This is a genomic window from Magnetovibrio sp. PR-2 (assembly GCF_036689815.1).
Classification (GTDB): Bacteria; Pseudomonadota; Alphaproteobacteria; order Rhodospirillales; family Magnetovibrionaceae; genus Magnetovibrio.
This window is the reverse complement of record NZ_JBAHUR010000007.1, coordinates 77764-103749: the sequence shown is the minus strand read 5'-3', so window position 1 is coordinate 103749 and position 25986 is coordinate 77764. Positions and strand designations below refer to the sequence as shown.

At 54.3% G+C, this 25986-nt stretch carries 28 protein-coding genes and 1 tRNA gene; 21 read left to right on the top strand and 8 right to left on the bottom strand.

Features of this window, described 5'->3' with window-relative positions:
• Positions 1 to 54: 54 nt before the first annotated feature.
• The 3 genes from V5T82_RS10365 to V5T82_RS10355 all read right to left on the bottom strand — a co-directional run bounded on the left by V5T82_RS10365 (position 55) and on the right by V5T82_RS10355 (position 1474).
• A complete protein-coding gene (locus tag V5T82_RS10365) occupies positions 55 to 288 on the bottom strand; it encodes a hypothetical protein (RefSeq protein ID WP_332895560.1) in 234 nt (77 codons plus the stop codon).
• Positions 289 to 510: 222 nt separating this feature from the next.
• Positions 511 to 1248: a tRNA1(Val) (adenine(37)-N6)-methyltransferase gene (locus V5T82_RS10360; RefSeq protein WP_332895559.1), complete on the bottom strand. Its 738-nt coding sequence runs from the start codon at positions 1246 to 1248 to the stop codon at positions 511 to 513.
• A gap of 4 nt (positions 1249 to 1252) precedes the next feature.
• On the bottom strand, positions 1253 to 1474 hold the full coding sequence (locus tag V5T82_RS10355; RefSeq protein WP_332895558.1) for a putative signal transducing protein: 222 nt from the start codon (positions 1472 to 1474) through the stop codon (positions 1253 to 1255).
• 141 nt (positions 1475 to 1615) lie between these two features.
• On the opposite strand from V5T82_RS10355, the gene V5T82_RS10350 reads away from it, so the two are divergent.
• From V5T82_RS10350 to V5T82_RS10325, 6 genes are all read left to right on the top strand, one after another.
• Positions 1616 to 2632 (top strand): polyprenyl synthetase family protein, encoded by a 1017-nt coding sequence (locus V5T82_RS10350; RefSeq protein WP_332895557.1) that lies wholly within the window; start codon positions 1616 to 1618, stop codon positions 2630 to 2632.
• 62 nt (positions 2633 to 2694) lie between these two features.
• Positions 2695 to 2771, top strand: a tRNA-Pro gene (locus V5T82_RS10345).
• 135 nt (positions 2772 to 2906) lie between these two features.
• Positions 2907 to 4043 carry a DUF2920 family protein gene (locus V5T82_RS10340; protein ID WP_332895556.1) on the top strand — a complete coding sequence of 379 codons (1137 nt, stop codon included), beginning with the start codon at positions 2907 to 2909 and terminating at the stop codon, positions 4041 to 4043.
• Between the two features lie 153 nt (positions 4044 to 4196).
• Positions 4197 to 4904, top strand: coding sequence for a hypothetical protein (locus V5T82_RS10335; RefSeq protein WP_332895555.1), 708 nt, complete (start codon positions 4197 to 4199; stop codon positions 4902 to 4904).
• A 4-nt stretch (positions 4905 to 4908) separates the two neighbouring features.
• A complete protein-coding gene (locus tag V5T82_RS10330; protein WP_332895554.1) occupies positions 4909 to 5478 on the top strand; it encodes a response regulator in 570 nt (189 codons plus the stop codon).
• Positions 5479 to 5695: 217 nt separating this feature from the next.
• Positions 5696 to 8308, top strand: coding sequence for a tetratricopeptide repeat protein (locus tag V5T82_RS10325; RefSeq protein ID WP_332895553.1), 2613 nt, complete (start codon positions 5696 to 5698; stop codon positions 8306 to 8308).
• Positions 8309 to 8310: 2 nt separating this feature from the next.
• Here V5T82_RS10325 and V5T82_RS10320 read toward each other — a convergent pair whose 3' ends face one another.
• On the bottom strand, positions 8311 to 10089 hold the full coding sequence (locus tag V5T82_RS10320; RefSeq protein WP_332895552.1) for a cyclic nucleotide-binding domain-containing protein: 1779 nt from the start codon (positions 10087 to 10089) through the stop codon (positions 8311 to 8313).
• 239 nt (positions 10090 to 10328) lie between these two features.
• On the opposite strand from V5T82_RS10320, the gene V5T82_RS10315 reads away from it, so the two are divergent.
• On the top strand, positions 10329 to 10697 hold the full coding sequence (locus V5T82_RS10315) for a response regulator (protein ID WP_332895551.1): 369 nt from the start codon (positions 10329 to 10331) through the stop codon (positions 10695 to 10697).
• Positions 10698 to 10743: 46 nt separating this feature from the next.
• On the opposite strand, the gene V5T82_RS10310 is transcribed toward V5T82_RS10315, so the two are convergent.
• On the bottom strand, positions 10744 to 11064 hold the full coding sequence (locus V5T82_RS10310; RefSeq protein ID WP_332895550.1) for a hypothetical protein: 321 nt from the start codon (positions 11062 to 11064) through the stop codon (positions 10744 to 10746).
• 278 nt (positions 11065 to 11342) lie between these two features.
• Here V5T82_RS10310 and V5T82_RS10305 point away from each other — a divergent pair, with 278 nt between their 5' ends.
• From V5T82_RS10305 to V5T82_RS10285, 5 genes are all read left to right on the top strand, one after another.
• Positions 11343 to 12518: a TRAP transporter substrate-binding protein gene (locus tag V5T82_RS10305; RefSeq protein WP_332895549.1), complete on the top strand. Its 1176-nt coding sequence runs from the start codon at positions 11343 to 11345 to the stop codon at positions 12516 to 12518.
• Between the two features lie 152 nt (positions 12519 to 12670).
• Complete coding sequence (locus V5T82_RS10300) at positions 12671 to 13033, top strand: c-type cytochrome (RefSeq protein ID WP_332895548.1); 363 nt, start codon at positions 12671 to 12673, stop codon at positions 13031 to 13033.
• A 190-nt stretch (positions 13034 to 13223) separates the two neighbouring features.
• Complete coding sequence (locus V5T82_RS10295; protein WP_332895547.1) at positions 13224 to 13580, top strand: c-type cytochrome; 357 nt, start codon at positions 13224 to 13226, stop codon at positions 13578 to 13580.
• Between the two features lie 113 nt (positions 13581 to 13693).
• Complete coding sequence (locus V5T82_RS10290; RefSeq protein ID WP_332895546.1) at positions 13694 to 14212, top strand: adenine phosphoribosyltransferase; 519 nt, start codon at positions 13694 to 13696, stop codon at positions 14210 to 14212.
• A gap of 16 nt (positions 14213 to 14228) precedes the next feature.
• Positions 14229 to 14570, top strand: a complete 342-nt coding sequence (locus V5T82_RS10285) for an Hpt domain-containing protein (RefSeq protein WP_332895545.1) — start codon at positions 14229 to 14231, stop codon at positions 14568 to 14570.
• On the opposite strand, the gene V5T82_RS10280 is transcribed toward V5T82_RS10285, so the two are convergent.
• Positions 14571 to 15998 (bottom strand): sigma-54-dependent transcriptional regulator, encoded by a 1428-nt coding sequence (locus V5T82_RS10280; protein WP_332895544.1) that lies wholly within the window; start codon positions 15996 to 15998, stop codon positions 14571 to 14573.
• Between the two features lie 54 nt (positions 15999 to 16052).
• Positions 16053 to 17120 carry an A/G-specific adenine glycosylase gene (gene mutY, locus V5T82_RS10275; protein WP_332895543.1) on the bottom strand — a complete coding sequence of 356 codons (1068 nt, stop codon included), beginning with the start codon at positions 17118 to 17120 and terminating at the stop codon, positions 16053 to 16055.
• A gap of 44 nt (positions 17121 to 17164) precedes the next feature.
• Between mutY and V5T82_RS10270 the strand changes: the two genes are divergently transcribed.
• The 9 genes from V5T82_RS10270 (at position 17165) to V5T82_RS10230 (ending at position 25545) form a co-directional block, all read left to right on the top strand.
• Positions 17165 to 17704 carry a DUF721 domain-containing protein gene (locus tag V5T82_RS10270; protein ID WP_332895542.1) on the top strand — a complete coding sequence of 180 codons (540 nt, stop codon included), beginning with the start codon at positions 17165 to 17167 and terminating at the stop codon, positions 17702 to 17704.
• A 135-nt stretch (positions 17705 to 17839) separates the two neighbouring features.
• Positions 17840 to 18496, top strand: coding sequence for a DsbA family protein (locus V5T82_RS10265; protein WP_332895541.1), 657 nt, complete (start codon positions 17840 to 17842; stop codon positions 18494 to 18496).
• Positions 18497 to 18543: 47 nt separating this feature from the next.
• Positions 18544 to 22005, top strand: coding sequence for a chromosome segregation protein SMC (smc, locus tag V5T82_RS10260; protein ID WP_442917579.1), 3462 nt, complete (start codon positions 18544 to 18546; stop codon positions 22003 to 22005).
• Between the two features lie 155 nt (positions 22006 to 22160).
• The gene (locus V5T82_RS10255; RefSeq protein ID WP_332895539.1) at positions 22161 to 22529 is read left to right on the top strand and encodes an AtpZ/AtpI family protein; all 369 of its coding nucleotides are present in this window, start codon (positions 22161 to 22163) and stop codon (positions 22527 to 22529) included.
• Between the two features lie 262 nt (positions 22530 to 22791).
• Positions 22792 to 23514 carry a F0F1 ATP synthase subunit A gene (locus tag V5T82_RS10250; RefSeq protein ID WP_332895538.1) on the top strand — a complete coding sequence of 241 codons (723 nt, stop codon included), beginning with the start codon at positions 22792 to 22794 and terminating at the stop codon, positions 23512 to 23514.
• A 76-nt stretch (positions 23515 to 23590) separates the two neighbouring features.
• Positions 23591 to 23818, top strand: coding sequence for an ATP synthase subunit C-like protein (locus V5T82_RS10245; RefSeq protein WP_331894613.1), 228 nt, complete (start codon positions 23591 to 23593; stop codon positions 23816 to 23818).
• 82 nt (positions 23819 to 23900) lie between these two features.
• The gene (locus V5T82_RS10240) at positions 23901 to 24476 is read left to right on the top strand and encodes a F0F1 ATP synthase subunit B family protein (RefSeq protein ID WP_332895537.1); all 576 of its coding nucleotides are present in this window, start codon (positions 23901 to 23903) and stop codon (positions 24474 to 24476) included.
• A gap of 12 nt (positions 24477 to 24488) precedes the next feature.
• Complete coding sequence (locus tag V5T82_RS10235; protein ID WP_332895536.1) at positions 24489 to 25022, top strand: F0F1 ATP synthase subunit B family protein; 534 nt, start codon at positions 24489 to 24491, stop codon at positions 25020 to 25022.
• Positions 25023 to 25179: 157 nt separating this feature from the next.
• Positions 25180 to 25545 (top strand): hypothetical protein, encoded by a 366-nt coding sequence (locus V5T82_RS10230; protein WP_332895535.1) that lies wholly within the window; start codon positions 25180 to 25182, stop codon positions 25543 to 25545.
• 24 nt (positions 25546 to 25569) lie between these two features.
• On the opposite strand, the gene V5T82_RS10225 is transcribed toward V5T82_RS10230, so the two are convergent.
• Positions 25570 to 25911: a histidine kinase dimerization/phospho-acceptor domain-containing protein gene (locus V5T82_RS10225; protein WP_332895534.1), complete on the bottom strand. Its 342-nt coding sequence runs from the start codon at positions 25909 to 25911 to the stop codon at positions 25570 to 25572.
• Between the last annotated feature and the right edge of the window lie 75 nt (positions 25912 to 25986).

Sequence of the window (25986 nt, the reverse complement as noted above, 5' to 3'; positions counted from 1 at the left end):
GTCAAGGCGAGAAAAACGACATTTTCCCTGATTTTCTAAGGTTTATTGAGGTCCTTAGAACGGGCAGTCCGAACGTCCGCAGCTTTTGATGCCACGGGTCACATAGGCACCGCAGACTTTGCATTCGACCATGTCTTCGACGCCGCTTTGTTTGGGGGGCTCTTGAGACGGTTTTGGCCCGCGTTTTTGCACCTTGGCGCGCTTTTCGCGGTCGTCTTGAAGACGCCCCAAATACTTAAACGCCTGCCACACCGCAAAAACGACCGCGATGGTGAACACGATTTTCATGAGCGAAAAGCCAAACATAGAACCCTTTTAGGGGGCTGGTGGTCGGGGGTCAAGCGGGGTTTCGCGTAAATCACGCTGAACTGAAACGCCCCCCTCACCCCGCCCCTCTCCCCCCGTTGGGTGGAGAGGGAGAATTGTTGCATTTCCGCCTGATGCCCCTCTCCCTCAGGGAGAGGGAGGGCCCGGCGCACAAGCGCTGGGAGGGTGAGGGGCGGTCTGCGTTTATCTCAAAGACAACCCGCCGCCTTCCATTACCGCCTGAGCCAAGTCCGTGTAGCGGTCCTCGTCCGTGTGCAAAACCAGCCCTGGCGCCATGACCAAAGGCGTCTTAATGCCCTTGCGTGCCCGCACGATCACTCGGTTGGCATCCTGCCCGACTTTGGGCCAAATGGGAAAGACGGTCATCTCCCCGGCTTTGCCGTCCATTGCCAACAGCAGATCTGCCAGACGGTCGGCGCGTTGCACAAAGGTTATGGAGCCCTTGGTTTTGACCACCTTCAAAGCCACCTTCACCCAATCGGCCAAGCTTGTGTGGCTTTCCACGTGCGCCAAGCGTTTTGATCCGTCGGGCGGATGATGCCCACGGTCATCTTGCAAAAAAGGCGGATTGGCAAAGACGTGATCATAGGTATCGGGCCTAATCTCGACAGGTGGATTCAAAATATCACCTTCGAACACCCGCATGCGGCCCTCATAGCCGTTGTCAGTGATGTTTGTTTGGGCCAATTGGGCCAAATGCGGCTGCAACTCTAGCCCATCGATTTGTAAATCCGGGCAGCGCTGGGCCAGACACAGCATCGCGCCGCCGACCCCACAGCCCAGGTCCAGCGCCCTCGCCCCGCGATCTCCGCGCACGCTCGCGGCCAGCAAAACCGTGTCCACCGCCATGCGGTATCCCGCTTTGTACTGTGAAATCAGTACATGACCTTTAAGGATGCTGTCTTGCGTGATCTCGCTCATGGGCTCAGCTTTCTTGGGCGGCAATGCGGTCGGCCTCGGCCAAGATGGCTTTGGCGGCGGTTTTGTCGCTCTCATCCACCATAATGCGGCGCGGGATGGCTTGGATGGAGCCGTCCATAATGCTCATGTGCTCGTCGAGGACCAAAACGTCGATGTTGGCGGCCTTCAACTCGGCCCGCAGCCACGAAATCAGCACCGCGTCGTTGGTGCGCACCAATTCGTACATGATTTGAGGCCTCCAAAAAGAACCGAGAACACTTGACCCACACAGGATCAAAAGGTCATATATGCCCTCACAATACTGTATTATATTGCACAGAACAGCCGATTTGCCCCCTAAAGGCATAAAATATTGAGGAGAAACGCGTTGGGCGTTGTCGTAAACCTAGACGAAGAACGCAAGAAGGCATCCCCCTTGGACCGCTTGTCCGAGCTTCTTGAAGACGATCTCAAGGCCGCAAACCAAGAGATTGTGGAACGGATGCATTCCCCCGTCTCCCTGATTCCACAACTGGCCGGACACATCATCGCCGCGGGCGGCAAACGTTTGCGCCCGCTGCTCACCATCGCGTCAGCCCGCATGTGCGGCTACACCGGTGATCGCCACATTTTGCTGTCGGCTTGCATCGAATTCATTCATACCGCAACGCTGTTGCACGACGACGTGGTCGACGAAAGCGATTTGCGCCGGGGTGAAGAATCGGCCAACGCCATTTGGGGCAACAAGGCGTCGGTCTTGGTGGGCGACTTCTTGTTCACCCGTGCGTTTGAACTGATGGTCGGCGACGGCGATTTGGAAGTCCTGCGCATTTTGTCCGAAGGCTCCTCCACCTTGGCCGAAGGCGAAGTGTTGCAATTGGTCACAGCCAACGACACCGAAACCAACGAAAGTGCGTATATGGAGGTGATCGAGGCCAAAACCGCCGAACTTTTCGCCGCCGCTGCCGAACTGGGCCCAGTCGTCGCAGACCGCCCGAAACACGAACAAGACGCCATGCGCGCTTACGGCATGAATTTGGGCATCGCGTTCCAGTTGGTAGACGACGTTTTGGATTTCTCCGCCAAGCAAGAACAGTTGGGCAAGGCCGTCGGTGACGATTTCCGCGAAGGCAAAATCACCTTGCCGATCATCTTGGCGTTTGCCCGCGGCACCGACGAAGAGCGCGCCTTTTGGAAACGCACCATGGAAGAGCTGGACCAGAACGAAAACGATTTGGACCACGCCATGGGGCTATTGGGTCAACACAACGCCCTGACCGACACGGCGGAACGCGCACGCCACTACGGTGCTATCGCGCGCGACAGTCTTGGCATCTTCCCCGAAAGCGAGATCAAAACCGCACTTTTGGACGTCATCGACTTTGTCATCGAACGCGCCTATTAATCTCCTTGCCAGTGGGAGACGCAGGCGCTATATAAGCGCCTCCAAATGAGCAAGACCACTGTCGGAGTGTAGCTCAGCCTGGTAGAGCACTGTCTTCGGGAGGCAGGGGCCGGAGGTTCGAATCCTCTCACTCCGACCAATAAGATCAAGGGCCTAGCTGCATTCGCAGCTGGGCCCTTTTTCATCGGTGCCCTCGCCGATTTAAATTTCGTAAAGCGCCAAAACCCTATCTTAACGATCAGCCCCTTACGATACCCCTTTTTGGAGAGGGCCTGTGGAAACACGTACGCTTAAAAATCCCCCCCTAGACTTGGAAGCCAAGATCGACAGGCTTCCTGTGACGTATTATTTGGCTCGGCCCGAAAACGGTATGAACGATGAAACAGGCTTGCTGTTTTGGATCGGCGGCTGGGGCATGCTGCCCACGGATGAATACAGCCAAAACAAACTGATGCAATATCTGGCCGACGAAGCCAATGTCGTCGTGGTTGCGCTCGAATATCAAGGCATAAAAACCAAATGTGGTGAAATCGAAATCGGCGTTTCTCCCGAATGGAAGCGCAGGATTTGCGAACGGTATGGCATACCGTTGATCAATGACGAAAATGCCATATTTGACGCCTTAAAAAAACGCGGCATCACGCAAGTCGAACAAAATGTTGATCTTGCCTTAGATGCATCGTGGGGGGGCGATTATTTGAACTGGGGCTTGCTTCCCGCTCTCGACCATGTCGCGGTTCTTGGGGAAATCCTCCAAACCGAGAAGATCAACACCAAAAAGCTGATCCTCTTTGGCACATCTTATGGCGGTTACATTGTGACCATGATTTTGAAGCTCCTACCCAATACGTTTTCATGCGCCATTGAAAACTCAGGATTTACGGGAATTGTGCCACGTGACATCGCCAACGCTGAACACGGCGTTTCTCATATGGTCGATCTTAACGGCGTCACCGTGCCTGTCGTCGGCTATACCCCCTGGACGTTTAAGGACCCTGACGCGCCCAACTTTTTCAAGCCTGCTTTCGCACAAATCCGCGATCTCTTGCAGGTTTCGCACTTCACCAAATCCGAAACGGTGCTCTATGCGTTCCATTCCACAGAGGATCAAGTCATTCCGGTCGGGCCCAAAGTCACCTATTGCACATTCCGCCAAGTCTATGCGCCGACGCACCTGAAACTGGTCTCCAAAGAAGACTTGGACGGTGGACTTTTTAAAGTCCTCACCCATGGCATGGAAGCCTCCATGAAAAAGATGTTCGACTATGTCAGGTCTCAGCACGGCACCCTGTCCAAAGACACGGCCGAAACGGACATTAGCGCCGCCTCAAAGCTCACATTTGAATGTGAAGATATGTCTTATATTCTCAAGTATAACCCTGACGGAAAACTGGACTACAGCCTGGTTTAAACCGCACCATGGGCGTTCGCTCTTTTTCACAAAAAAATACGTTAAAAAATGTGATGAAATGATTGAAATGGTGGGCATACGGGGCTATTCCATAAGTGCACTGGCAATGATGAGTGGCTTGGTATCTAAGCGTGTCCATAGGCAAATAAAGTAATGTACGTCATAAAAACGGCCTCCGCGAAGGATGGCGATCACTTTAAAGGTTTTGAGACACTCGACTTGGCCAACGTGTTTTGGAAGGTCATTGTCGCGAAAGCCTCTGACACCGTTGGGCGCAAAATCGGTGGGCTGGAAATCGAACTTTATGAAACGGATTTTCCCAACGAAGGTGCGGCCATTGGCGCGGCCAAAAACGGCATGGCCCAATGTATCCGCAAGGTCACGTTGAAGCCATCTCACGATCTCTTGAAAAAGGTCAAACGCAGTGGCGAAAATTTGGTGACGCCACAATTATTGGCTGAAGCGCAAAAAGTTGTCGATGCGCAAGCGGGTAAATTTCCGGCTTGGGCGCAAGAAGACTTTCATGCCATGGGGGCACTGCTCGGGCGTAACATCCCCGCCAACGAAGCAGAAGAGCACATCAAAGCTCTCTATAAGATCTCTTATCGTCTCAAAGGCCGGGGTGGAACATTTGGGTATCAACTCATCACGAACGTATGTGACCACTTGTGCAATATGCTTTACGAACTTGATTTTTATAACACCACTGTCAATACAGCCGTCGAAACCCATTTATCGACCATGAAGTATGTTATCGCCAAAGACATCAAAGGCGATGCCAACGAAGAGGATTGGGGCGCTTTGTTGGTCGGCTTAGAACGCGTCGCGTCTAAAATCGCCGGTGATAAGAAGGCGGAGTAATCAGATGGCTGATCTCCCAAGCTTCAATATCGAAGACCTGTCTTTCTTGGTGTGTGACAACGACGTCAACATGTGCTCAATGGTAGCTTCCATGCTGCGTACACTGGGGGTCAAGAGCCTGCGCAAAACCAACGACGGCGAAGAAGCCCTGAAAAAGCTCTCTGACAGCGCTCCCGACATCTTTATCTGTGAATGGGACGTCGGCGAAATTTCCGGCATCGAGATTGCCAATCGTATCCGCCTGGACGAAAACAACCCAGCGCGCATGACCTCCATCATCTTTTTGACGGCGCATACCCAAGTGGGGCAAGTCACCGAAGCACGCGACGCTGGCATTACAGAATACCTGGCCAAGCCCGTGTCTGCGGAAACACTTTATTCGCGAATTTGTTCGGTCATCATGAACCCACGCGCCTTCATCATCGCCGAAACCTTCGTCGGCCCAGACCGCCGCCGCCAACACGACCCGTTCAAGATTGGCATGTCACGTCGGGAATCCGACCAAATTACCCCAGAAGATCTGGCCGATGGCGTCGTCGACGATGATGAAGTTTCGAAAATGCTCGGGCTATAATCGAACAATTCGATGATATCGCGATCTTCCTGCACCTGGGTATTTATGTTCGCCCTCTCTGTTCGCCGTTCGACAAGGTGAGCTTAGGCAACCCTACACTGAAAAGGGTTAATCCCGGCGGAAAGACTTGCTATTGTGTCCTTTAAGAATGTTGAGGGTGCCGTTTGCCTGCAACATCCTCGCTGCCTTCACCCGCGCCAGTCGAATGGACCAAGAGATGCCCCTGAATCCAAAAGCCCACCAACCCACGGTTCAAGCTCCAGCCGCGCCCAAGCAAGCGTCCCAAAGCCGCATCAGCTTGACGGATTTAGAGGCTGCCTTGTCATTTTTTCGCGATGGGGAAGGCAAAAAAGCATCCAGCAGTTGCTGGAAGGTCATTGGCCCCGCCCGCACCCAAGGCGGAAAAGTGCGAAAAAAACCCACCAAAGACGACCAAGCCTATATTTACTTCATTTTGGCTCAGGCCTTTTTGGCTCAACATGACTTTGCCAATGCCCAAAGCGCGGCCAGCCGCTCTATCGCTTTGGTCAAGAACAATCCCCAAGCTCTCGACATCATGGCCCAAGCCATGGAAAAGCTGGGGGATCTAGACGGTGCACAAAGTACAGCTGAACACGCGCTCAAATTGACCCCGACTTTTTTTTCCGCCTTTCAAACGCTGACGTCCACTTGGTTTGCGAAAGGCTATAGAGAGCAGGCATTGAGTACGGCTCAAGAGGCTGTCAGGGTTTTGCAAAACGCCCCACAAGCCCAACTGTTTTACGCGCACACCCTTCGCCGCACGGGGCAGAACCAAGACGCCCTGAAACTCTATAGCCAACTCTTAAAACGAGGCCCGGCACCCGACGTCTTGGTCCGCATGGGGCATATCTTTACGGATTTAGGCCAATATAACGAAGCCATCGACCACTACGATCAGGCCTTAAAGCACGCCCCAAACGCTTTGGCGGCTTGGCATGGCAAGATCAACGCCTTGGTATCTCAAGGCCACCGGAAAGACGCGCAGACGCTGTATAAACGGGCAGTTGAAACTGTCCCTGACTATCAGGCCCAATGGTTCGACTTTCTTCACCCGCTGTATGACGACTTGCCCGCTCGCGAAAAGCTCGAACACGTCGCTCTAGATGAGAAACTCAGCACAATTGTCAACGCCATCGCCACCTTCCCGTCTCTGCCCTTAGGCCCGGCCTTGATCAAGTCCAGTGTCGAAGCAAAGAGCAATTTTCGCGTGCTTGGATTGGATTTGAATACGGATTGGTACGCCGCCGTGGTGAGTGGGCAACGTAATGGCACGGCGGCCTTCACTTATGATGAGACCGAAGCATTCCTCAAAGCTGCAAAACTGTTCACCGAAGGTGGGGAAGAGTTTTTTGACAATTCCGTCCACAATCCGCTAGCGGAAACCTTTTCGCGCTTCGAAAACCTGTTGGGCAATTATTACAACGATCAATGTCAGCGTATCTTTGAAAGTGATGGACCGACACCTTGGTACGTTGATCAGTTTGCCCGCCATATCCTCAGCAAAGCGCCAAAGGTCGTGGCGATGTCGGTGATGTTTACCGAACAATTTTGGTTCGCAGCCCTGTTGGCGAAAACCATTAAGCTGATCCGTCCCGATGTGCTGACAGTTTTTGGCGGCGGCTTCTTCAATGAAGTGAATTTGGAAGATTTCCTCACCCGCGAATACGTCGATCACGTGATCTTGCACGAAGGTGAAATGGGCTATTTAGAGCTTCTGCAAACCATCGAACGCGACGATGAAGCCTATGCCCTGGTCACCGGTCTCGCACGCTTTAATCCAGAAACGGGCTCTGTCGAAGTTGGGCAAAGCCTGGAAAAAATGAACTACGAAGACCAGCCCTTCGCCGACTTTAGCGATTACGACATGAACGGGCACTTCACACCTGCTGCGGTGGTTCCGCTGATCAGTTCGCGGGGGTGTTATTGGCGCCGTTGTACGTTCTGCGATCATTTCGCCAGTTATGCCGGAACCTACAAAACCCAGTCTATTGTGCGCTGTGTGGATGAAATTGAGTATCACGTCAAACACAACGGCGTGAAGCACTTCACCTTTGTCGATGAAATGATTTCGGCAAAACGCTTCCAAAAAATCGGCAATGAAATTTTAAAGCGCGGCTTAGATGTCCGTTATTACGCCCTGGCCAAACCCACGCCCGACTTCACCCAAGAGATTTTAGACTTGATGTACGAATCTGGATGTCGATGCGTCTATTGGGGGTTGGAATCCGGATCGGAAAGATTGTTGGAGCTGATGGACAAAGGCAATACGGTCGAAAGTTCATCCAACACCTTGAACCGGGCGCATAAAGCAAACATTCGCAACCACCTGTTCATCATCGTCGGCTTCCCATCAGAGACACGCGCAGAATTGGATGAAACCATCGCGTTTCTTTATGAACACGCCAACGTCACAGACAAAGTTCTCTCTAGCGGTTACGTGCTTAAAAAAGGGACACCTATACATGATCAGACCGAACGGTTTGGCCTGAAGAAAGTATATGCAGAGCGTTCGACCTGTAACTCGAAGGTCTTGAACTATGACAGCGCCAAAGGCCTGCCGAGCGACGTCATTCACCCAATGGCCGAGTATTTACAGATCGAAGTCTTTGACAAAATCAGCCCAAGAGGGTCTCATTTCGGCACCCCGCGCAACCACATCATCATTGTTTATGGTGAGGATGATCTCCCGCCCTTGGAAAACACCAATGCCATTCCGACATTTGAAGACGTCAAAGCCAAGTTGGACGAGATTAAGCCCACAGACGCTTTCATGCCTTCCGCAATCATGGTGCCGCACTGGACGGTCTAGACTTATTCCGTACTCCGCGCCAATCCGCGCAAGCGGCGAACCAAAGTTTTAATCAGGTAATGAAGCACTTGATCATCTTTGGCGAGCTTGTCCATGCGCCCTTGAAGACTGCCAGCTGAGATCGATAAGAATTTACTGTCTTCCAACGCGCGAACCGTGGCCATGCGCGGTTGTTTGTCGATCAAGGCCATCTCGCCCACAATCTCGCCTTTTCCGACCACCGCTAGGCTTTGAGGGTGTCCATCGATGGTGCGCATCACTTCGCAACGCCCTTCCATCACATAGTACGCCGCATCGCCCTCTTCGCCTTCGGCAAACAAGACATCCCCGGCTTGCAAAACAAGTTCGCCGTCTTTCGCTTGCACGGTATCCTCCTTGGCTGGCTCTTCGGTTTTAGATTCCATACCGTTGGGTTTTGTCATGCGGTGTAAGGAACTTTCCACCGTAGCCCGTAAATCTTCGTGGAGCTGGCTCATTCCCAACCGTTCCCGCAAAGCGGACAACCCTGCGTCGCGTTCGTGATCCAACACGTCAATGGGAAACAAGTCCACCAACGAGCCCAGATTGTCGAGCAAGTGAGCAAGTTGTTGCAACACCGTTTGTTCATAACGCTGTCCCGTTTCGGTCGCGCTCAGATCCAACAAAACGCCAAGACGGGCGGCCTGGCTAGGCATCAGATACATGGCTTGGCGGATGGCTGTGTCGATGGGCAGATCCTCGCCATGCTCCCCGAGCAAGGTTTTGGCCCGCAGCACAACGGCCTCAACCATAACCGGACCGCCGACAATGCCTGTCGGTTCAATCAAATCGCGCACCAACCCCAAAAAGGACACGCGGTTTTCTTCCCGGGTGTTTTTAGAAAGGGCTTGCGTGCTGGACAGCCCCCGGGCAATGCGCTGCATCAAAACGGTGCGGGTTTCGGGCAGGTCGCGGTGCGCGAACAAAGCACTCAAACGGCCCAAGTCAGGGGACATATAGGTCGGCACTTTGTCGAAACGTCCGCAAGAAATCGTGACGTACGTTGTCCAAGCGTGAATTGGATCAGTAAACCCACCAAACACCTCTTCGATGACTTGTTTGCCATCCAAAATCTCGGCGATGAAGGCGTCACTTTGGGCGCGTCCTTCTTCACTTTGCGCGCCTTCAGCTATGGAAATGGCGCGCGCAAGCTTCTCTCGCCAGCCGCAGCCTTCCAAGTGATTTGCCATCGTCCCGCACACGACCCGTTCCGTTTGTTGGACGTCATAATCGCGTGCGACGACCTCTAACAGCTGGTCGATACCGTCCTCAGCCAAAACTTCGGACAACACCAACACATTGTCGCTGTTTCGGGCACGGTCTAAAACCTTGTTGAACACCACAAACAGCTTGTCTTGGCGTTCCGTTTTCGTTTGGCCGGTCAATTTTGCCTGAAGTTGGGCGCCGTGCTGAAGCACCGACGGAAAAAAGCGATCCATCCGGTCCAACGCCAACAAATGCCCCGCGTTGAACAACAGCTCAGCCATGGTGAGCGAATGCTGGTCCAAGTACGCGCGCATGATGCGCCCCATGGTGAGACGAGCTGGCAAGCGATAGTAGTCGGCCAAGCTTTTGCAAAACTCGGCCTCGCTCTCTTGAACGATTTTCAGAGGTTGAAGTTGCGTGCCCGTAATGTGTTCAAAGATAATTCGTTCTTGTGTCCAGGTGTCGCGCAATTCAGTAACGCGGACACCTTCGTGTTTGGACAAGGTCAATAATTTTTCGGCAAATTCCATGGCTTCGCTGCGGCGCGGAGAAGCCATTTCGATCTTCCATCGCTTTGAGCCCTTTGCCAGAACTTCAAAGGTACTCTTGGACCAACCGTTACGTGCCACACATCACCCCTGGCATAATCATCATTGTCTATAGCTCCCTCATCATTTTGCACCCCATTGGGGAGAATTACCAGCCATCACTTATGGTTCTTCTTGTGCCCCGAACATGGTATACACGTGCAGATTTATTTCCGACCACCAATAGTTTTGCACGGACTGATTAAGACATGGCAAATTTATTGTTAATCGATGATGACTTGGACATTCATGAAATCGTTCGCGCTTTTTTGGGCGCCAGCGGACACGATTTGCGCTGTGCCGATAGTGGCCGAAGGGGGCTGGAGCTGATTGCGGAAGAAACACCACAATTAATCATCCTCGACTTAGCCATGCCCACAATGTCCGGGCAAGAGACCTATGCAAAAATCAGGGCCAATCCCGCCACCATCATGACCCCTGTCCTCATCATGTCGGTGCATGCCGACCATGAGATCACCCCGGATATGAGACACGACGGGCATGTCTCCGCGCTGCTCAAACCCATTGACCTCGTTCTTCTAACCGAAGCCGTAAGTGCTGCCCTAGAGCGCCCATAAAAAAAGCCGGGGACAGCCCCCGGCTTATTTCTCTAGAGCAAATCGGCTACCATTTGGCGGCCAACATCAAGACAAACATGGTCGACATCCCGCCAAAGGCAAAGATCAGTGTGCCCCCCAACAAGACGTACATCAACGCACTGTCGTGAATGCTCGGGGCGCCCAAACTCTCAACAATGTTACCTGTGTAGGCTTCGCTGTCGGTATCTACGTTTTTTTGCTCCTCGATTTCTTTTTGCACCGCTTCCAAGCGATCGCGGATCAAAGCCACAGTTTCGCTTTGGTCTCCGTGCTGATCGGAAAGTGATTTCAGAGCTTCTTGGAGCTGCTGCTCACGGGCGACAAGGGCGCGATCGGGCTCTGCCATTCTTTAGGTCCTTTGCTCAAACGTGACGCCACACCACGTAGCGCACTAACGGGCGGCGGAAAGGGTTGATCGCATAAGCATGCAAAGATCGGGACGGCGAAGTCTCCCCCTCAACGCCTTTTGCGGCTTTCAACCGCCAAATTCTACCCAAAAGTACAGTATTATTTACCATAAAGCAAACTGAGCCGTCCTTGCAGCTTGTGGAGGGCAGTCTTCGCTTTCCAGGGGAAAGAGGCACTGCTATCCTCCCGCACAAAGGGGCAAGGGTGGCAGGCAAAATGCGCAACACCATCATCGGCATCATCATCGGCATCGTTTTCGGCATTATGGCTGCGACAACCTATGTTGCGCCCAGTTTGGAAAAGGCCCGCAATCAAAGCGAGGCCCCAAACGTAGACGGCGCAGAACAGCTCAACATCGACGGACCCGATACAATTTCCGGACCCGCACCAGCCGCATCCCCCGCGCCCACCCCTCCGGTTTTGGAAGAGAACCGCCTTCAGGTCATGAGCCCCTACCCCCCTCAAACACCCGTTTTGGGGGACTTGGTGCTTCATCTTCAACACGCCCTTCCCACTGTCACAAATGGGAAATTGGGTTTGTCCTTAATCGATTCCCATAGCGTTCATGGCGAAGGTGAGGTGCTGAATGCCCTGACGTCTGGAGCCGTCGACGCCATTTTCGCCACGCCGCAAGAGCTCGACGCATCTTCCAATGCCTTGCAGCTGTTTACAGCCATCCCATTTGGCCCCAACAGCACGGAATATTTGGCTTGGTTCCATCATGGCGGCGGCAAAGAGCTCTTGGACAAAGTGATGCTCAAACGGGGGCTTAATGTCACCTTGTGCGGTCAGTTGCCGGCTGAAGGCGGGGGTTGGTTCCGCTCCCCAGTCCGACAGCTCGAAGACCTCAGCGAACTGACCATCCGTGCAGAGGGGCTCGGTGCCCAAGTCTACGCCGAGCTGGGCGCAAAACCCGTTCCCGGTACACCTGAAGACATCTTGTCCCAATTGGAAAGCGACCAAATTCAAGGCCTTGAATACTCCATTCCCTCCATTGACCGCCCCTTGGGCTTTCAACAGTTTGCGCGCAATTTTTATTTCCCAGGGTGGCACCAGCCGCTCACGTCTTTTGTTCTGGCCGTCAACACAGAGACTTGGGAGAAATTGCCCCCAACACAACAAGACGCCATTGCGGGACTCTGTGCTCAAAACGTGACATCCGCCCTCACAGCCGCCGAAGCACAACAGTTTGAAGCTCTCAAACAGCTGACCTTGGAAGGTATTCAGATGCGCCGCTGGCCGGAGGATATCTTGGCGAAATTTGGCGAAGCGTGGAAAACAGCTGCCCGCAAACACGTCCAAAATGATCGAGAATTCGCAGAAGTTTGGGCATCTTTGCAAGACTTTAGGCGCGATTACACCATTTGGAACGAACTTGCGAAACCCAATTGAATCAATTGCGTTCACAACATTTCACATTTATAATATTTAGGTTCACAGCATGGTGCTCATTGCGGAAGGTTGCATGGGAAGGGCGCATGCGCTAAAAATGCGCCACCTTTCTAAGGGGACGCATCACTTACATGCAATTGGAGACGCTACATATGAACACCTCGAAAATCTTCGCCCTGGCCATCGCTGCAGCTGTTGCGGTTACCAGCGGTTCTGCCATAGCTAAGGACGGCAAAAAACTGTTCAAGAAAAAGTGCGGCACCTGCCACACCGTCAAAGCTGGCAAGCACAAAGTCGGTCCGGCACTGAACAACATCGTCGGCGCAAAAGCTGGCGCAACCGACTTCAAAAAGTACAAAGCTTTGAAAGGTTCCGACATCGTTTGGGACGAAGCTAACTTGGATGCATGGATTGCCAACCCGAAAAAATTCATCGGCAAACCGACGGCTATGACGGTCAAAATCAAAAAAGAAAAAGAACGCAAAGCCATCATCGAATACTTGAAAGCCAACTGATCCGGTTTTCTGCGATATTCGCAAAGTCAAAGCCCTGCCGCACCGGCGGGGCTTTTTCTTTGCCGAAAAGCCTCGACTTCTCATCACATTAGAGTGAATTCAAACTCATACGATTTGTATGTCTTTTGTGTTGGCGTTCGCGATGAGGCGCGCTAGCATAGCTGCGGGTGTTATAACTGGAGAACCTCACATGAAATCACTTCGCATCATTGCGGCCCTCGCTTGTGTGGCTGCCGTTCCGTTTGCCGCTCAAGCTGCAGACGGCGCAAAGCTTTATGCTAAGCACTGTAAAAAATGCCACTCCATGGAGGCTGGCAAGCAGGGTCTGGGCCCGTCCCTAGCCGGCATCTTCGGCCAACAGGCCGGGAAACAGGATTTTGGCAAATACAAAGCCCTCAAAGGCTCTGACATCGTCTGGGATGATGCGAACATGAGCGCTTGGATTGAAAATCCGAAAAAATTTATCGGCAAAGCGACCACCATGGTGGTGAAAGTCAAAAAAGCAGACGAACGCCAAGCGATCATTGATTTTATGAAAGCCAACTGATCGTCTGATCTCATCTCTAGGGCCGAAGCGCTTGCTTCGGCCCTTTTGCTTTGCACTCACCCCACGCACATCGTAACATCCCCAAACTCAATTCAGTCAGGGACCACATTTCCATGGACATCAAAGAATACATTCGCGGCATTCCCGATTTCCCCAAACCGGGCATTTTGTTTTATGACATTTCCACCCTGTTGGCGCATCCAGATGCATGGCAAGTGGCCATGGGCCGCATGGCGCGCATGATCGGTGCTTACCAGCCCGACGTCTTGGTCGGCATCGAATCGCGTGGATTCTTGGTCGCGGCACCGCTGGCACTGAAGTTGGGCTGTGGCTTTGTCATGGCGCGCAAGCCCGGCAAACTTCCGGGTGGCACGGTATCGCACAGCTATGAGCTGGAATACGGCTCCGACACCATCGAAATTCAAGACGATGCAATCCATCCGGGTCAACGCGTGGTGATCTTGGACGACTTGCTCGCCACCGGCGGCACGCTCAACGCCTGCATCGACTTGTGCAAAAAGGTCGGTGGTGATGTGGTCGGCTCGGCCGCGATCATCGAACTCAGCTTCTTAAACGGTCGTGACAAGCTTGACGGCGTGCCGTTTGAAGCCTTGATCACTTACGACGACTAGTCCGAAAGCGCGCGCCGTGCCGGATATCAACACGCTCAGGCAACTTGTCCATGACGTTGGGCCGGACACGGCGCAAAAGCTTTTAGAGGTTTTCAAAGACGGCAGCCTCAAACATCTCGAAGCTGTGCGCACGCATGTCACAAATGCTGGTGAACTGAACGATTTGCGTCGTCACGCCCATTCCTTAAAAGGCTTGTGCCTCACCTACGGTGCTGTGGACGGTGGCAAAGCCGCCGAAGTTTTGCAAGACGCCTGTGACGCAGGTGACGAAGCGCAAATCCAAGCCGCAGCAGAGACGGCGCTGAAATTGATTTCCAAAGATATTGAAGAAACGCTGGCAGCGTTCAAGACGCTCTGATCACTTGGCGTCCCAAACTTGGCGTTTGCGGTAGATGGTCGAAGCGCTGATGCCCAAGTGCGCAGCCGCCGTCGGCACATTGCCATCGCACAGTTCAATCGCGTGCTCAATAATTTCGCGCTCCATATCATCCAAGGGACGTATCTCACCTTTGCTCGCGGGTTTCAGCGTGTTGGCAACAGGCGCGGGAGACGGCGAAGAGGCCGTCGTCAGTTCGGACTGCGAAGGCGGCAACGGCAGAACGTCTTCTGCCAAACGATCCAAAGGTGCGGGGAGCATATCGCGCGTCACCATTTCACCGTCGTTCAGAACCACAATGTTGCGCACCACGTTTTGCAGTTGACGCACGTTGCCGGGCCACGGGTAAGAGCGAAACACCCCACGTACATGGTCGTCGAAACCTTGAAAGTCTTTGCCCTCTTCCGACGTGTAGTCGGTCAAAAGCTTGCCTGCGATGTCCAACACATCGTCGTCGCGCTCTTTCAAGTCCGGCATGTGAATGGGGATGACGTGCAAGCGATAATACAAGTCTTCGCGAAACCGCCCTTCGGCGACTTCGACCATAGGGTCTTTGTTGGTGGCGCAGATAAAGCGGATATCCACGTCTTCCAACTTGGTGCCGCCGACCTTTTGGAACGTGCCCGTTTGGATGAAACGCAAAAGCTTCGTCTGCAAATCCAAATCCATTTCGCAGATTTCGTCCAAAAATAGCGTGCCGCCATTGGCGCGAGCCGCCGCACCGTCGCGGTCCGCCACGGCACTGGTGAACGCCCCTTTGACGTGGCCGAAGATTTCGCTTTCCATCAAGTCTTTAGGGATTGCACCGCAGTTAAGCGCAATAAAGGGCTTCTTGGCGCGTGGGCTTTGTTTGTGAATAGCGGCGGCGCAGACTTCCTTGCCTGTACCGCTTTCGCCCGTGATGAACACCGTGGCTTTCGAGCCCGCCGCACTGTCGATGATGCGATAGACTCGCTGCATCGCCAAGGACTTGCCGATAAAGCCTTCGTATTCCTGACGATCAATGTCTTTGCGGTAAGTCTCAACGATTTGTGTGAGCTGCTGGCGCTCCACCACGTTTTTTAGGGTGACGCGCAGACGATCAGCCTGGAACGGCTTCACCAAAAAATCGGTAGCCCCTAAACGCATGGCGTCAACGGCGGTATTCAAGGACGCGTTCGCCGTAATCACAATCACCGCAGACGGGATGTGTGCGGTGGAGATGTGCTCCAAGATCGACAGCCCATCCATGTCGGGCAGCATCAAATCCAACAGCACCACATCAGGGGGAGAGGCCTTCAAGATATCCAACGCCTCTTGACCCGTTTCCACGTGGGTCACGTCATAAGGACCGTCGCTCATATACGCTTCGTACATGCGTGCGAGCGGCACGGTATCTTCAACCAGCAAAACGCGTGATAGTTCGGCCATTGTTTGTCCCCTAGCTATTTATAATATGGAAGTGTAAGAGACGTTTGAAAACCGTTATTTTCGCATTTTGCGAATCTTTTTGTCTAAAACGGCCTTTGCGACCTTTTTCATGACGCTGGGCAACGCGTGGTCCTTAAAGCCCTCGGGTTTAACCCAAATGCCGTCCGCTTTTGCACATGCTCTGGACGTCATGACCTTCAGCTCTAAATGAAAATGCGTGAATGTGTGGGTGACCAGAACGTCCAAAGATTGCCAGCCTGTGCCCACATCCGTCTTTGCGGCGTGCTCAGACAGCGCCTCGACCTGCCATGGTGAGCCGGGAAAGCCCATCATCCCGCCCAACAGACCTTTTTCCGGGCGGCGTTCCAACAACACTTCGCCGTTCTCATTTTCGACCCAATAGACCCAGCCTTTGCGGGTGCGCTTTTGGGGTTTCGGCGCCTTTTTCGGGTAGGTCAAAACGGTGCCCTGTTCACACGCCACACAATCGCGCGCCCAAGGGCAGTTCCCGCATTTGGGGTTTTTAGGCTTGCACACGGTCGCGCCCAGATCCATCAAGGCTTCGGCAAAGTTGCCGCTTTCGCCCTTGGGCAAAAGGGTTTTCGCTTTTTCAGCCACCAGCCCTTTGTTTTTCGGCATTTCGCCTTCAAGGGCATAAAGGCGGCTCAAGACCCGGATGACGTTGCCGTCCACAGGCGCGGCTGGCCCGTTGAACGCAATGGCGGCAATGGCGGCGGCTGTGTAGGGGCCGACGCCGGGAAGCGCCAACAAATCGTCTTCATCACGGGGGAATTGGCCCTGTCTATTGTCCGCAATTTCAATGGCGCACTTCAGCATGTTGCGTGCGCGCGCATAGTACCCCAGCCCTGCCCAAGCATGCATGACGTCGTCGGGCTTTGCGTTAGCCAAGTCCTTCACCGTCGGCCATTTTTTGGTGAAGGTTTCAAAGTAGGGAATCACGGCAGCGACCGTGGTTTGTTGGAGCATGATCTCCGCCAGCCACACTTGATAAGGATCGCGCGCTCCGCACGCAGCCTTGCGCCACGGCAAGTCAGCCCGGCTTTTTTGAGCAAACCAGTTGAGAAGCTTCGATGTAAGTTGTGCAGGAGGCGTTGTGGACATTTTGTGCCATTGTTTATCGGGAGAGCTCACCTTACCATAGGCATATGGCAGCGAAATCCTCCAAACCCAAAAAGAAGTCGTTTTTCGATCCCTCAGACATCCGTTCACGCCGTGTCAAACCGGTGGCGCAGACGCTGGACCGCATGACGCGCGGGATTTTGGGCAAACATGGATTTGCACACGCCACCATCGTCACAAAATGGCCCCAAATCGTAGGCGATGATGTGGCTCGTCACACGGCGCCGGAAAAGATCGTGTTTTCGCGTGACGGTGCAACGGGTGGAACGTTGCATCTGAAAACCGACAGCGGTGCGTTCGCCATGGAGCTTCAACACAACGAGCCCCAGGTGATCGAGCGCATCAACACCTTTTTCGGCTATCGGGCGGTGGTTCGGATCAAGTTGATCCAAGGACCATTGCCCAAAAACCGTGACGTTCGGCGGGCTAAACCTCCGCGCCCGTTGAGCAAAGCCGAAACCCAGGCCATTTCCGACAAGGTCGCCACTGTGGACGACCCGGAACTGCAAAAGGCCTTGGAGCGGTTGGGCCAAAACATTGCTGCCAGAGGCAAAGCCGCCAAATGAGGCGCGAACGCCTTCCAGACATGCAAAAAGCCCAGTTATCCACAATTTGTTGCCTTGCGGAGGCGTTGTGATGCTTGTGAAACGGGCGAAATCTCGCCTATATTCATCAACATCTTGTGTGCAAGGGAGTTATGCATGCCCACATATACCGTTAGTTCACCGTTCTGGAAAAGCCTGAGCGCCGCCGTTTTCTTCATGTTTGGCGTTGTTGTCACTCTGCCAGGCTCAGCTGTGGCCGCTGAACAGGTGACCTTGGAAAAGGCGCTTGCCGAAATGAGCATGGGCGATCCCAATGCACCTGTGGTGTTGAACGAGTATTCGTCGCTCACCTGCGGACACTGTGCGAACTTTCACGCCAACTCTCTGCCGGAACTCAAAAAGAAGTATGTTGAAACAGGCAAAGTGCGCATCGTTTTTCACGATTTCCCCTTGGATAACTTATCCGTTGCCGCCGTCGGCTTGGCCCGTTGTGCCGGGTCTCCGCGCAATGTTGAATTCTTCGACATGCTCTATCAGACCCAAGGCAATTGGATCCAAGCCGAAAACAAAATCGGTGCATTGGCGGCTCTGGCCCGCTTTTACGGTCTGGAAAATGAAGACGTAATGGCGTGCTTGCAAAACGAAGAGCTGATGACCGCCATTCAGAAAAACCGTGATCAAGCTGCGGCAATGTACGGCATCGATTCCACGCCGAGTTTCGTTTTGGACGGTCAAGTGATCAAAGGCGCACTGTCCGCAGACGATATGGGCGATATGTTGGACAAGGCCCTGGAAAAACGAGGCGTGAAATAACGTGACGACACTTTTGCACACTGAACTGTTGGGGGACGACTAACGTGCTGCGCTTTTCAAAGCTCAGACTGGCGGGATTTAAATCCTTCGTCGATCCGACCGAGCTCAAAATTGAGCCCGGCCTAACCGGCGTGGTCGGTCCCAACGGCTGTGGCAAATCCAACTTGGTCGAAGCCCTGAAATGGGTCATGGGCGAAACGTCAGCCAAGCAGATGCGCGGCTCCGCTATGGACGACGTGATCTTTGGCGGCTCTTCCAACCGTCCGGCGCGCAACAACGCTGAAGTCGTGTTGCACTTAGACAACAAAACCCGCGTGGCACCAGCCATGTTCAACGACGCCGAAGACCTGGAAGTCGTGCGCCAAATCGTGCGCGACAAAGGCTCCAACTACCGCGTCAACGGCAAGGACGTACGCGCCAAGGACGTTCAGTTGCTGTTCGCCGACGCCGCCACCGGTTCGCGGTCCACCGCCCTGGTGTCCCAAGGCAAAGTCGGCCAAGTCATTTCGGCTAAACCTCAAGACCGCCGTGTCTTGTTGGAAGAAGCCGCCGGCATCACCGGGCTGCATTCACGCCGCCACGAAGCCGAACTGCGTCTGCGCGGTGCGGAAAACAACTTGTCGCGCCTGGACGACATTCTCATCACCTTGGAAGGCCAGTTGCAAAGCTTGAAAAAACAGGCCCGCCAAGCCACGCGCTATCGCAACCTGTCGGACCACATCAAAAATGCCGAAGCCCTGCTGTTCCACATCCGCTGGGTCCAAGCCATTGACGGTTTGGAAGCGGATCGCGGAAAACTCAAAGAAGCCGAAGCCATCGTTGCCGAACTCACCGCGCAAGTGGCCGGGGCCTCGACCAACCAAGCCGGCGTGGCCGAAGTTGTGCCCGGCCTGCGTCGTCAAGAAGCTGAGGCGGCCGCTGAGCTGCAACGCCTGACCTTGGCGCGCGACGGTTTGGACGACGAAGTCAAACGCATCGAAGACGCGCGCATGGACCGGGTTCACCGTTTGGAACAGGTCAGCCACGACATTGCGCGTGAACGCAACTTGGCCGAAGACGCCGAACAAGCGTCTGAACGCCTGAAGGGTGAGCAGTCCGAACTGGAAGCCCAGCAAGAAGGCGAAGGCGGCGCGGTCGAGCGCGCCGAGACCGAACTGGCCGAAGCCACCGCACACGTGAACGAGCTGGAAGATAATCACACCCAGCTGACCGACAAGCTGGCGGCGGATGAAGCCGAACGGGCATCGCTGACGCGCTCAGTCATGGATTTGGAAACGCGCATCGATCAGCTGAGCCACCGCTTGCGCGATCTGAATGACCAACGCAAAGACTTGGAACGCGTGGCCGCTGAAACAAGCGGCCTGAATGAAGCCGAAATGGCTTTGGAAGCAGCAGAGCAAGCTGGTGAAGGTGCGCGCGAGCACTTGGAACAATCCGAAGCCCGTGCAGCCACCTCCCAAGAAACGTCCGAACAAGCCCGCCATCACCTACAAGACGTCCGCGTCGCCCTATCCCGCCTGGAAGCCGAAGAACAGGCGCTGGGTAAAGTTTTGGAATCGGACGACGACGAAACCTATCCGGCCATTTTGGAAGCCGTATCCGTTGAGGCTGGTTTCGAAGCTGCCCTGGGTGCTGCGTTCGGTGAAGAGCTGGACGCGTCTGCTGATCTGAACGCCCCGGTCCATTGGACCGAGTTCGATGCCTTCGCAGAACCGGCCCCTCTGCCCGCCGGAACGGTGCGCTTGTCAGATGTCACGCAGGCCCCCAAAGCCCTCACCCGCCGCCTCAGCCAAATTGGTGTGGTGGACGATGTGGCCACGGGCGAACGCTTGTCCGTCGAGCTGAAGCAAGGCCAACGCCTGGTCTCTCGTGAAGGGGCTCTTTGGCGCTGGGACGGCTATACGGTGACCGAAGGTGCGAAGACCGCCGCCGCCGCCCGTCTGGAACAGCTCAACCGCTTGAAAGACGTGCGCGAACAGTTGGACGCGGCCTCAGCCCAAGTGGAAGAGGCCGAAACCCGTGCCTTGAATGCACGCGAAGCCGCTGAAGACGCCCGCGACCAGGAACGCGCGGCCCGCCAAGCTTTGCGCGAACGCGAAGAAGCCGCGCACCTAGCCCGCGCACACGTGGCGCAGATCAAAACGCAAATTGCCGAACAAAATTCCAAGCTCGAAGCCGTCGTCAACGCCGCTGAAACGGTGGAGCGCGACATCGAAGACGCCAAAGAGAACTGCGTCGAATCGCAAGTCGCCCTTCAAGACTTGCCCGACACCGACGCCGCGCGCGAAACGGTTTTGCGTGTGCGCGAAGAGCTCGCCGAAAAACGCACCGTTCAAGTGGAGCGCCAAGGCATCTATGCCGGGCTCAAACGCAATGCCGAAGAACGCATGCGCCGCTTGGGCGATATTGTACGTGAACTGGCCTCTTGGACGGAACGCTCCGAAGGGGCTACGCAACGCATTTCGGATTTGGAAGATCGCACCGGACAAATCCGCGAAGAATTGGAAGAGCTGGCCCAGCGTCCCGAAGAAATCAAACAAAAGCGCGAACAGCTGTTGGACCTGATCGACAACGCGGAAGAAAAACGCAAAACCTTTGCCGACCAACTGGCCGAAGCCGAAGCAAAACTGTCGGATGCCGACCGTGGTCTGCGTGACGCCGAAGCCAACCTGGGCAAAGCGCGCGAAACCCGCGTGCGCATCGAAGGGGCTGTTGAACAAGGCAAGCAAGCGTGCGAATCCATTGCCGAGCGTGTGCGTGAAAAGCTCAGCTGCGGTCCCGACGGCTTGGCCGAAATCGCCGAAGTCGAAGACGACGCGCAATTGCCCGACGTTGACGCGGTTGAACGCAAAGTCGATCGTTTGACCCGCGAACGCGAAACCATGGGTGCGGTGAACCTGCGCGCCGAAGACGAAGCCAATGAAATGTCCGAACAGATCGAAACGCTGGAAACTGAGCGTGGCGACCTGATCGAAGCCATCGAAAAGCTGCGCCGTGGCATCAATGAGCTGAACCGCGAAGGGCGCGAACGTCTGTTGCAGTCCTTCCGCGAAGTCGATCGCCACTTCCAAGAGCTGTTCGTCCGCCTGTTTGGCGGCGGCCAAGCGCATTTGAAGCTTATTGAAGCCGACGACCCGCTCGAATCGGGTCTGGAGATTCTCGCAAGCCCGCCCGGCAAGCGCATGCAGGTGCTGTCTTTGCTGTCCGGTGGTGAGCAAGCCCTGACCGCCACCGCGCTGCTGTTTGCGGTGTTTATGACCAACCCAGCCCCCATTTGTGTGCTGGACGAGGTCGACGCCCCCCTGGATGACGCCAACGTGGACCGCTTCTGCACCATGTTGGAAGAAATGTCGGCGTCCGGCTCGACCCGCTTCATGATCATCACCCACCACCGCATGACCATGGCACGCATGGACCGTTTGTTCGGTGTGACCATGAGTGAGCGCGGCGTGTCACAGTTGGTGAGCGTGGACTTAGAAGAAGCCGAAACGTACCGCGAGTCGGCTTAAACGCGATTTTTCTTATGTAGAAATCACTAATTTAGCTTTGTTTTCAAGGCTTTATATTGTGATTTCGCGCGCTTGACACCCCCGCCCCTCACGGTATTATTCCCCCGCTTCCAGCCCATACAAAACGGCAGCTTCGGGGAACTGAGAACTCGACCATGACGGACCAAAAACCCGAAAATTCGTTGGAAGATTTAGGAGATGATTTGGGGCGGCGCATCAAGCATGCACGCAAGGTCGAAGAAGACCGAAATCCCGAAAATCCTAAACTGAAGACGGAGGCTTCCGGATTTGGGCAGGCGTTCCGCTTGGGCACCGAAATGTTGTCGGCGCTGTTGGTGGGGGTCGGTCTGGGCTGGTTGTTGGACAACGCGTTCGACACCAAACCGTGGTTTATGATCACATGCATTTTCCTCGGTGGGGCGGCGGGCGTCTTAAACGTCTACAAAACGGCCATGAAAATGGCCAATGACTTCGAAGACGGGTTTAACCAGACTTCTCAGGAAGATTCGGATAAATCCAACTGATTTGGCGCAAGATTCGGGAAGTTTAGGGGCAGATCGTCCCGAAACGGCCCAAAAAAGTGAAAAAATCGCCAAATTTCGGGCCTCAGGGCTTGCCCTTCGGGCTCAAGACGTTTAGGAAAGGTTCGATTTTGAGTGCACTGCAATATAAGTTTTTTGCAACTGCACTCGAAACACGATTTGAAGCAGGCCGGGTTCGAATAGGTTAGAGCCGGGTTTGCATAGAGCAAGACGACACAAAACCTGATCAGGTGGACATAAAGACGTGGCAAATCCCATCGCACAATTTGAGATCAAACCCTTGGTCGAACTGTCTGCAGGCGGCGTCGATGCGTCGCTGACCAACTCCGGCGCATTTATGATCCTGACGGTTGTCACGGTCACCGCGTTCTTGGTCCTGGGCATGCGCCAACGCGCATTGGTCCCCGGTCGTTGGCAGTCCATGGCGGAACTCAGCTACGAATTCGTTGCCGGGCTGCTGCGCGACAACGTGGGCTCCGAAGGGCGCCGTTACTTCCCGTTCGTTTTCTCCATCTTCATGTTTATTCTGTTCGCCAACATGTTGGGCTTGCTGCCGTACTCCTTTACGGTCACCAGCCACATCATCGTGACCTTTGCGATGGCCATGTCGGTCTTTATCCTGATTACCCTGGTCGCCATTGCGCGCCACGGTGTGAAATTCCTGACCTACTTCGTGCCTTCGGGCGTTCCGATGGCCGTGCTGCCGCTGATGGTGCCGATCGAGATTATCTCTTATCTCTCGCGCCCGGTTAGCCTCTCGGTCCGTCTGTTCGCCAACATGATGGCCGGTCACACCATGATGAAAGTTTTCGCCGGCTTTATCGTCCCTATGGGCGTTGCCGGTATCTTGCCGTTCGGCATTGACGTGCTGATGGTCGGATTTGAATTTTTGGTCGCATTCCTGCAGGCCTACGTCTTCACCGTTTTGACGTGCCTTTACCTGCATGACGCAATCCACCTGCACTAAGGACACTTAGAGCAGGTCACTTAAAACTCTGAATTTAACTCTCTTGTTCAAGATGAACGACTAAAGGAACTGAACTATGGAACTCGAAGCCGCAAAGATGATTGGTGCTGGTCTGGCTGTTATTGGTCTGGGTGGCGTTGGTGCAGGTATCGGTAGCATCTTCTCGTCCCTGATCAGCGCGATCGCACGCAACCCCGCTTCCGAAGGCAAAGTCTTTGGCCGCGCCATCCTGGGTTTCGCCCTGGTTGAAGCTGTTGCGTTGTACGCTCTCGTCATCGCAATGCTGATCCTGTTCGTATTCTAATCTGGTTTTGGTTCTTGGCGGCGGGCATGGCCTGCCGCCGTTCCCCTGACCTCGATTACCACCAACAGGCAGGAGCCCGCACATGCGGATTCTGAATTCAACAACTGCACGTCTTTCAGCCGCCTTTGGCGCAACTCTGGTTGCTTCCAATGCGCACGCTGCCGGTCTGCCGCAGTTGGACCCCACGACCTTTTCGTCGCAGCTGATCTGGCTCGGCATCACCTTTGTCATCCTCTACGTGTTGATGAGCAAAGTGGCGCTGCCGAAAATTGGCGATGTTCTTGAAGAACGCCAAAACAAGATCGACGACAACCTGGCTAAAGCGGAAGAGCTGAAAGCTCAATCCGACGAAGCGGCTAAGGCTTATGAAAAGTCTTTGTCCGACGCCCGCGCGAAAGCTCACGAAGCGATCCGCGAGGTGAAAGACGCCGCCTCTGCCGAAGCCAGCGAACGTCAGTCCGAGCAAACCGCTCAGCTGCATGCCAAAATTTCTGAAGCGGAACAGGCCATCGCCAAATCCCGTGACGAAGCTTTGGCCGGTATCAAAGATGTCGCAACCGACGTTGCTGCAACTGCGGTCAAAAAGCTCATCGGCGAAGCGCCCAGCGACGGTTCCGTCGCCACGGCCATCGACGCTGCGCTTAAAGACCGGGCTTAAGGAGATACAGACATGTTGATCAGCCAAGCCCACGCAGCATCCGACGCCGCGCACGCTGTACCGTTTTACGCCGACACGACCTTCTTGGTCTCATTGGCTTTCGTGGCCTTCTTTGTCCTGTTTGGCAAGAAGCTGGCCGCAGCCGCCACCGCAGGGTTGGACGACCGCGCTCAGAAGATCCAAGACAGCATCGACGAAGCAACGACCCTTCGCGAAGAAGCTCAAGAACTTCTCGCTTCTTATGAAAAGAAGCAGCACGAAGCTCTGAAAGAAGCCGAAGACATCGTCACGGCTGCCAAGGACGAGGCCGAGCGCCTGTCCAAGGAAGCCGCTGAACAGTTGGAAGCCAGCTTGACGCGTTCCGAGCAACTGGCCAAAGACCGCATCGCCCAGGCTGAAGCCCAAGCGATTGCCGAAGTCAAAGCCGTTGCCGTTGACCTCGCCATGGAAGCGACCAAGACCGTCCTGTCCAAGGAAATTTCCGAAGCCAAAGCCGACGCCTTGGTCGACGAAGCCATCAAGAACTTGGATGGCAAACTGCACTAAGCGGTTTCGCTCATTCCCATCAAAAAGGCCCCCTCACTTAGAGGGGGCCTTTTTTGTTTAATACATCACACAAATGCATCATGGTCAGCACTGCGCCTACCGCTATAATGTAATAGAGAGAAAAAGGTATACCTTTTTTTAAACTAGGCCATGCTCTATGCCCATCGAACTGAGAAAGTTGGTGTTTACAGGGGAAGAATTGTTGCCGGTGATCCGGGATTATTGTGTCGAAAACGGCATCCACATCCCCAACACACCTCTGGAAGGGATTGAGGTCCACAAGGGCCCGCCCATCAGTATTGCCTTAAAGTTCCCAGGCTCTGACGACAATGGGCAGTATGTGGTGGAAGTGGATAAGAACCGCCTTTTGATATCCTTCATCCGCGCGTGCAAAGTCTTGCAAATCCCACTTCCCCGGGATGAAGAAAAGCACCTCGCCATAGACGACCATGGCATTGCTCTCGTTTTTGGCTCCAGCGATAAGATGTACACGAACAACCTGAAAAAACAAAAAGCCAGTTAGGCGGCCAATGTGCTGCTATGATCATCAGAAGGTGCTGTGCCGATCTTCTGTCTCACAAACCTTTTCCAGGTAACTCAACATTATCTGCGTCACATGCATCAAGCGCTGGCTGGATTGGTCCACCCTGTCGAGATATTCGGCGTGGCTATCGACCAGATCTGGGTACTCTTCATGCATCTTCATCACTTGCACAAAGCCCATGATTGCTGTTAAAGGCGTGCGCAACTCGTGGCTCATGTAGGCCAAAAAGGCCGCGTGCCCAACATCGCTCGCGGGGGACGCGGACAAACGCTCACACAAGAACATGGCACGCTCTTCGGAAGAATTTGATTCCGAGGTTTCCTTGCACAGTTCAGCATAAGTCATCGGCCAGCCCCTCTGATCAATTGATGTAGAGAGAATACCTGTTATAGGTTTCACTAATGTGTTAAGATTATCATA

Coding starts and splice junctions, on each gene's coding strand:
- V5T82_RS10235 (WP_332895536.1), top strand. CDS start 24,489: ATGTTGATCAGCCAAGCCCACGCAGCATCCGACGCCGCGCACGCTGTA.
- V5T82_RS10365 (WP_332895560.1), bottom strand. CDS start 288: ATGAAAATCGTGTTCACCATCGCGGTCGTTTTTGCGGTGTGGCAGGCG.
- V5T82_RS10315 (WP_332895551.1), top strand. CDS start 10,329: ATGGCAAATTTATTGTTAATCGATGATGACTTGGACATTCATGAAATC.
- V5T82_RS10305 (WP_332895549.1), top strand. CDS start 11,343: ATGCGCAACACCATCATCGGCATCATCATCGGCATCGTTTTCGGCATT.
- V5T82_RS10265 (WP_332895541.1), top strand. CDS start 17,840: ATGCCCACATATACCGTTAGTTCACCGTTCTGGAAAAGCCTGAGCGCC.
- V5T82_RS10310 (WP_332895550.1), bottom strand. CDS start 11,064: ATGGCAGAGCCCGATCGCGCCCTTGTCGCCCGTGAGCAGCAGCTCCAA.
- V5T82_RS10230 (WP_332895535.1), top strand. CDS start 25,180: ATGCCCATCGAACTGAGAAAGTTGGTGTTTACAGGGGAAGAATTGTTG.
- V5T82_RS10325 (WP_332895553.1), top strand. CDS start 5,696: ATGCCCCTGAATCCAAAAGCCCACCAACCCACGGTTCAAGCTCCAGCC.
- mutY (WP_332895543.1), bottom strand. CDS start 17,120: ATGTCCACAACGCCTCCTGCACAACTTACATCGAAGCTTCTCAACTGG.
- V5T82_RS10295 (WP_332895547.1), top strand. CDS start 13,224: ATGAAATCACTTCGCATCATTGCGGCCCTCGCTTGTGTGGCTGCCGTT.
- V5T82_RS10320 (WP_332895552.1), bottom strand. CDS start 10,089: ATGGCTTCTCCGCGCCGCAGCGAAGCCATGGAATTTGCCGAAAAATTA.
- V5T82_RS10255 (WP_332895539.1), top strand. CDS start 22,161: ATGACGGACCAAAAACCCGAAAATTCGTTGGAAGATTTAGGAGATGAT.
- V5T82_RS10335 (WP_332895555.1), top strand. CDS start 4,197: ATGTACGTCATAAAAACGGCCTCCGCGAAGGATGGCGATCACTTTAAA.
- V5T82_RS10280 (WP_332895544.1), bottom strand. CDS start 15,998: ATGGCCGAACTATCACGCGTTTTGCTGGTTGAAGATACCGTGCCGCTC.
- V5T82_RS10330 (WP_332895554.1), top strand. CDS start 4,909: ATGGCTGATCTCCCAAGCTTCAATATCGAAGACCTGTCTTTCTTGGTG.
- V5T82_RS10355 (WP_332895558.1), bottom strand. CDS start 1,474: ATGTACGAATTGGTGCGCACCAACGACGCGGTGCTGATTTCGTGGCTG.
- V5T82_RS10290 (WP_332895546.1), top strand. CDS start 13,694: ATGGACATCAAAGAATACATTCGCGGCATTCCCGATTTCCCCAAACCG.
- V5T82_RS10245 (WP_331894613.1), top strand. CDS start 23,591: ATGGAACTCGAAGCCGCAAAGATGATTGGTGCTGGTCTGGCTGTTATT.
- V5T82_RS10240 (WP_332895537.1), top strand. CDS start 23,901: ATGCGGATTCTGAATTCAACAACTGCACGTCTTTCAGCCGCCTTTGGC.
- V5T82_RS10270 (WP_332895542.1), top strand. CDS start 17,165: ATGGCAGCGAAATCCTCCAAACCCAAAAAGAAGTCGTTTTTCGATCCC.
- V5T82_RS10360 (WP_332895559.1), bottom strand. CDS start 1,248: ATGAGCGAGATCACGCAAGACAGCATCCTTAAAGGTCATGTACTGATT.
- V5T82_RS10300 (WP_332895548.1), top strand. CDS start 12,671: ATGAACACCTCGAAAATCTTCGCCCTGGCCATCGCTGCAGCTGTTGCG.
- V5T82_RS10225 (WP_332895534.1), bottom strand. CDS start 25,911: ATGACTTATGCTGAACTGTGCAAGGAAACCTCGGAATCAAATTCTTCC.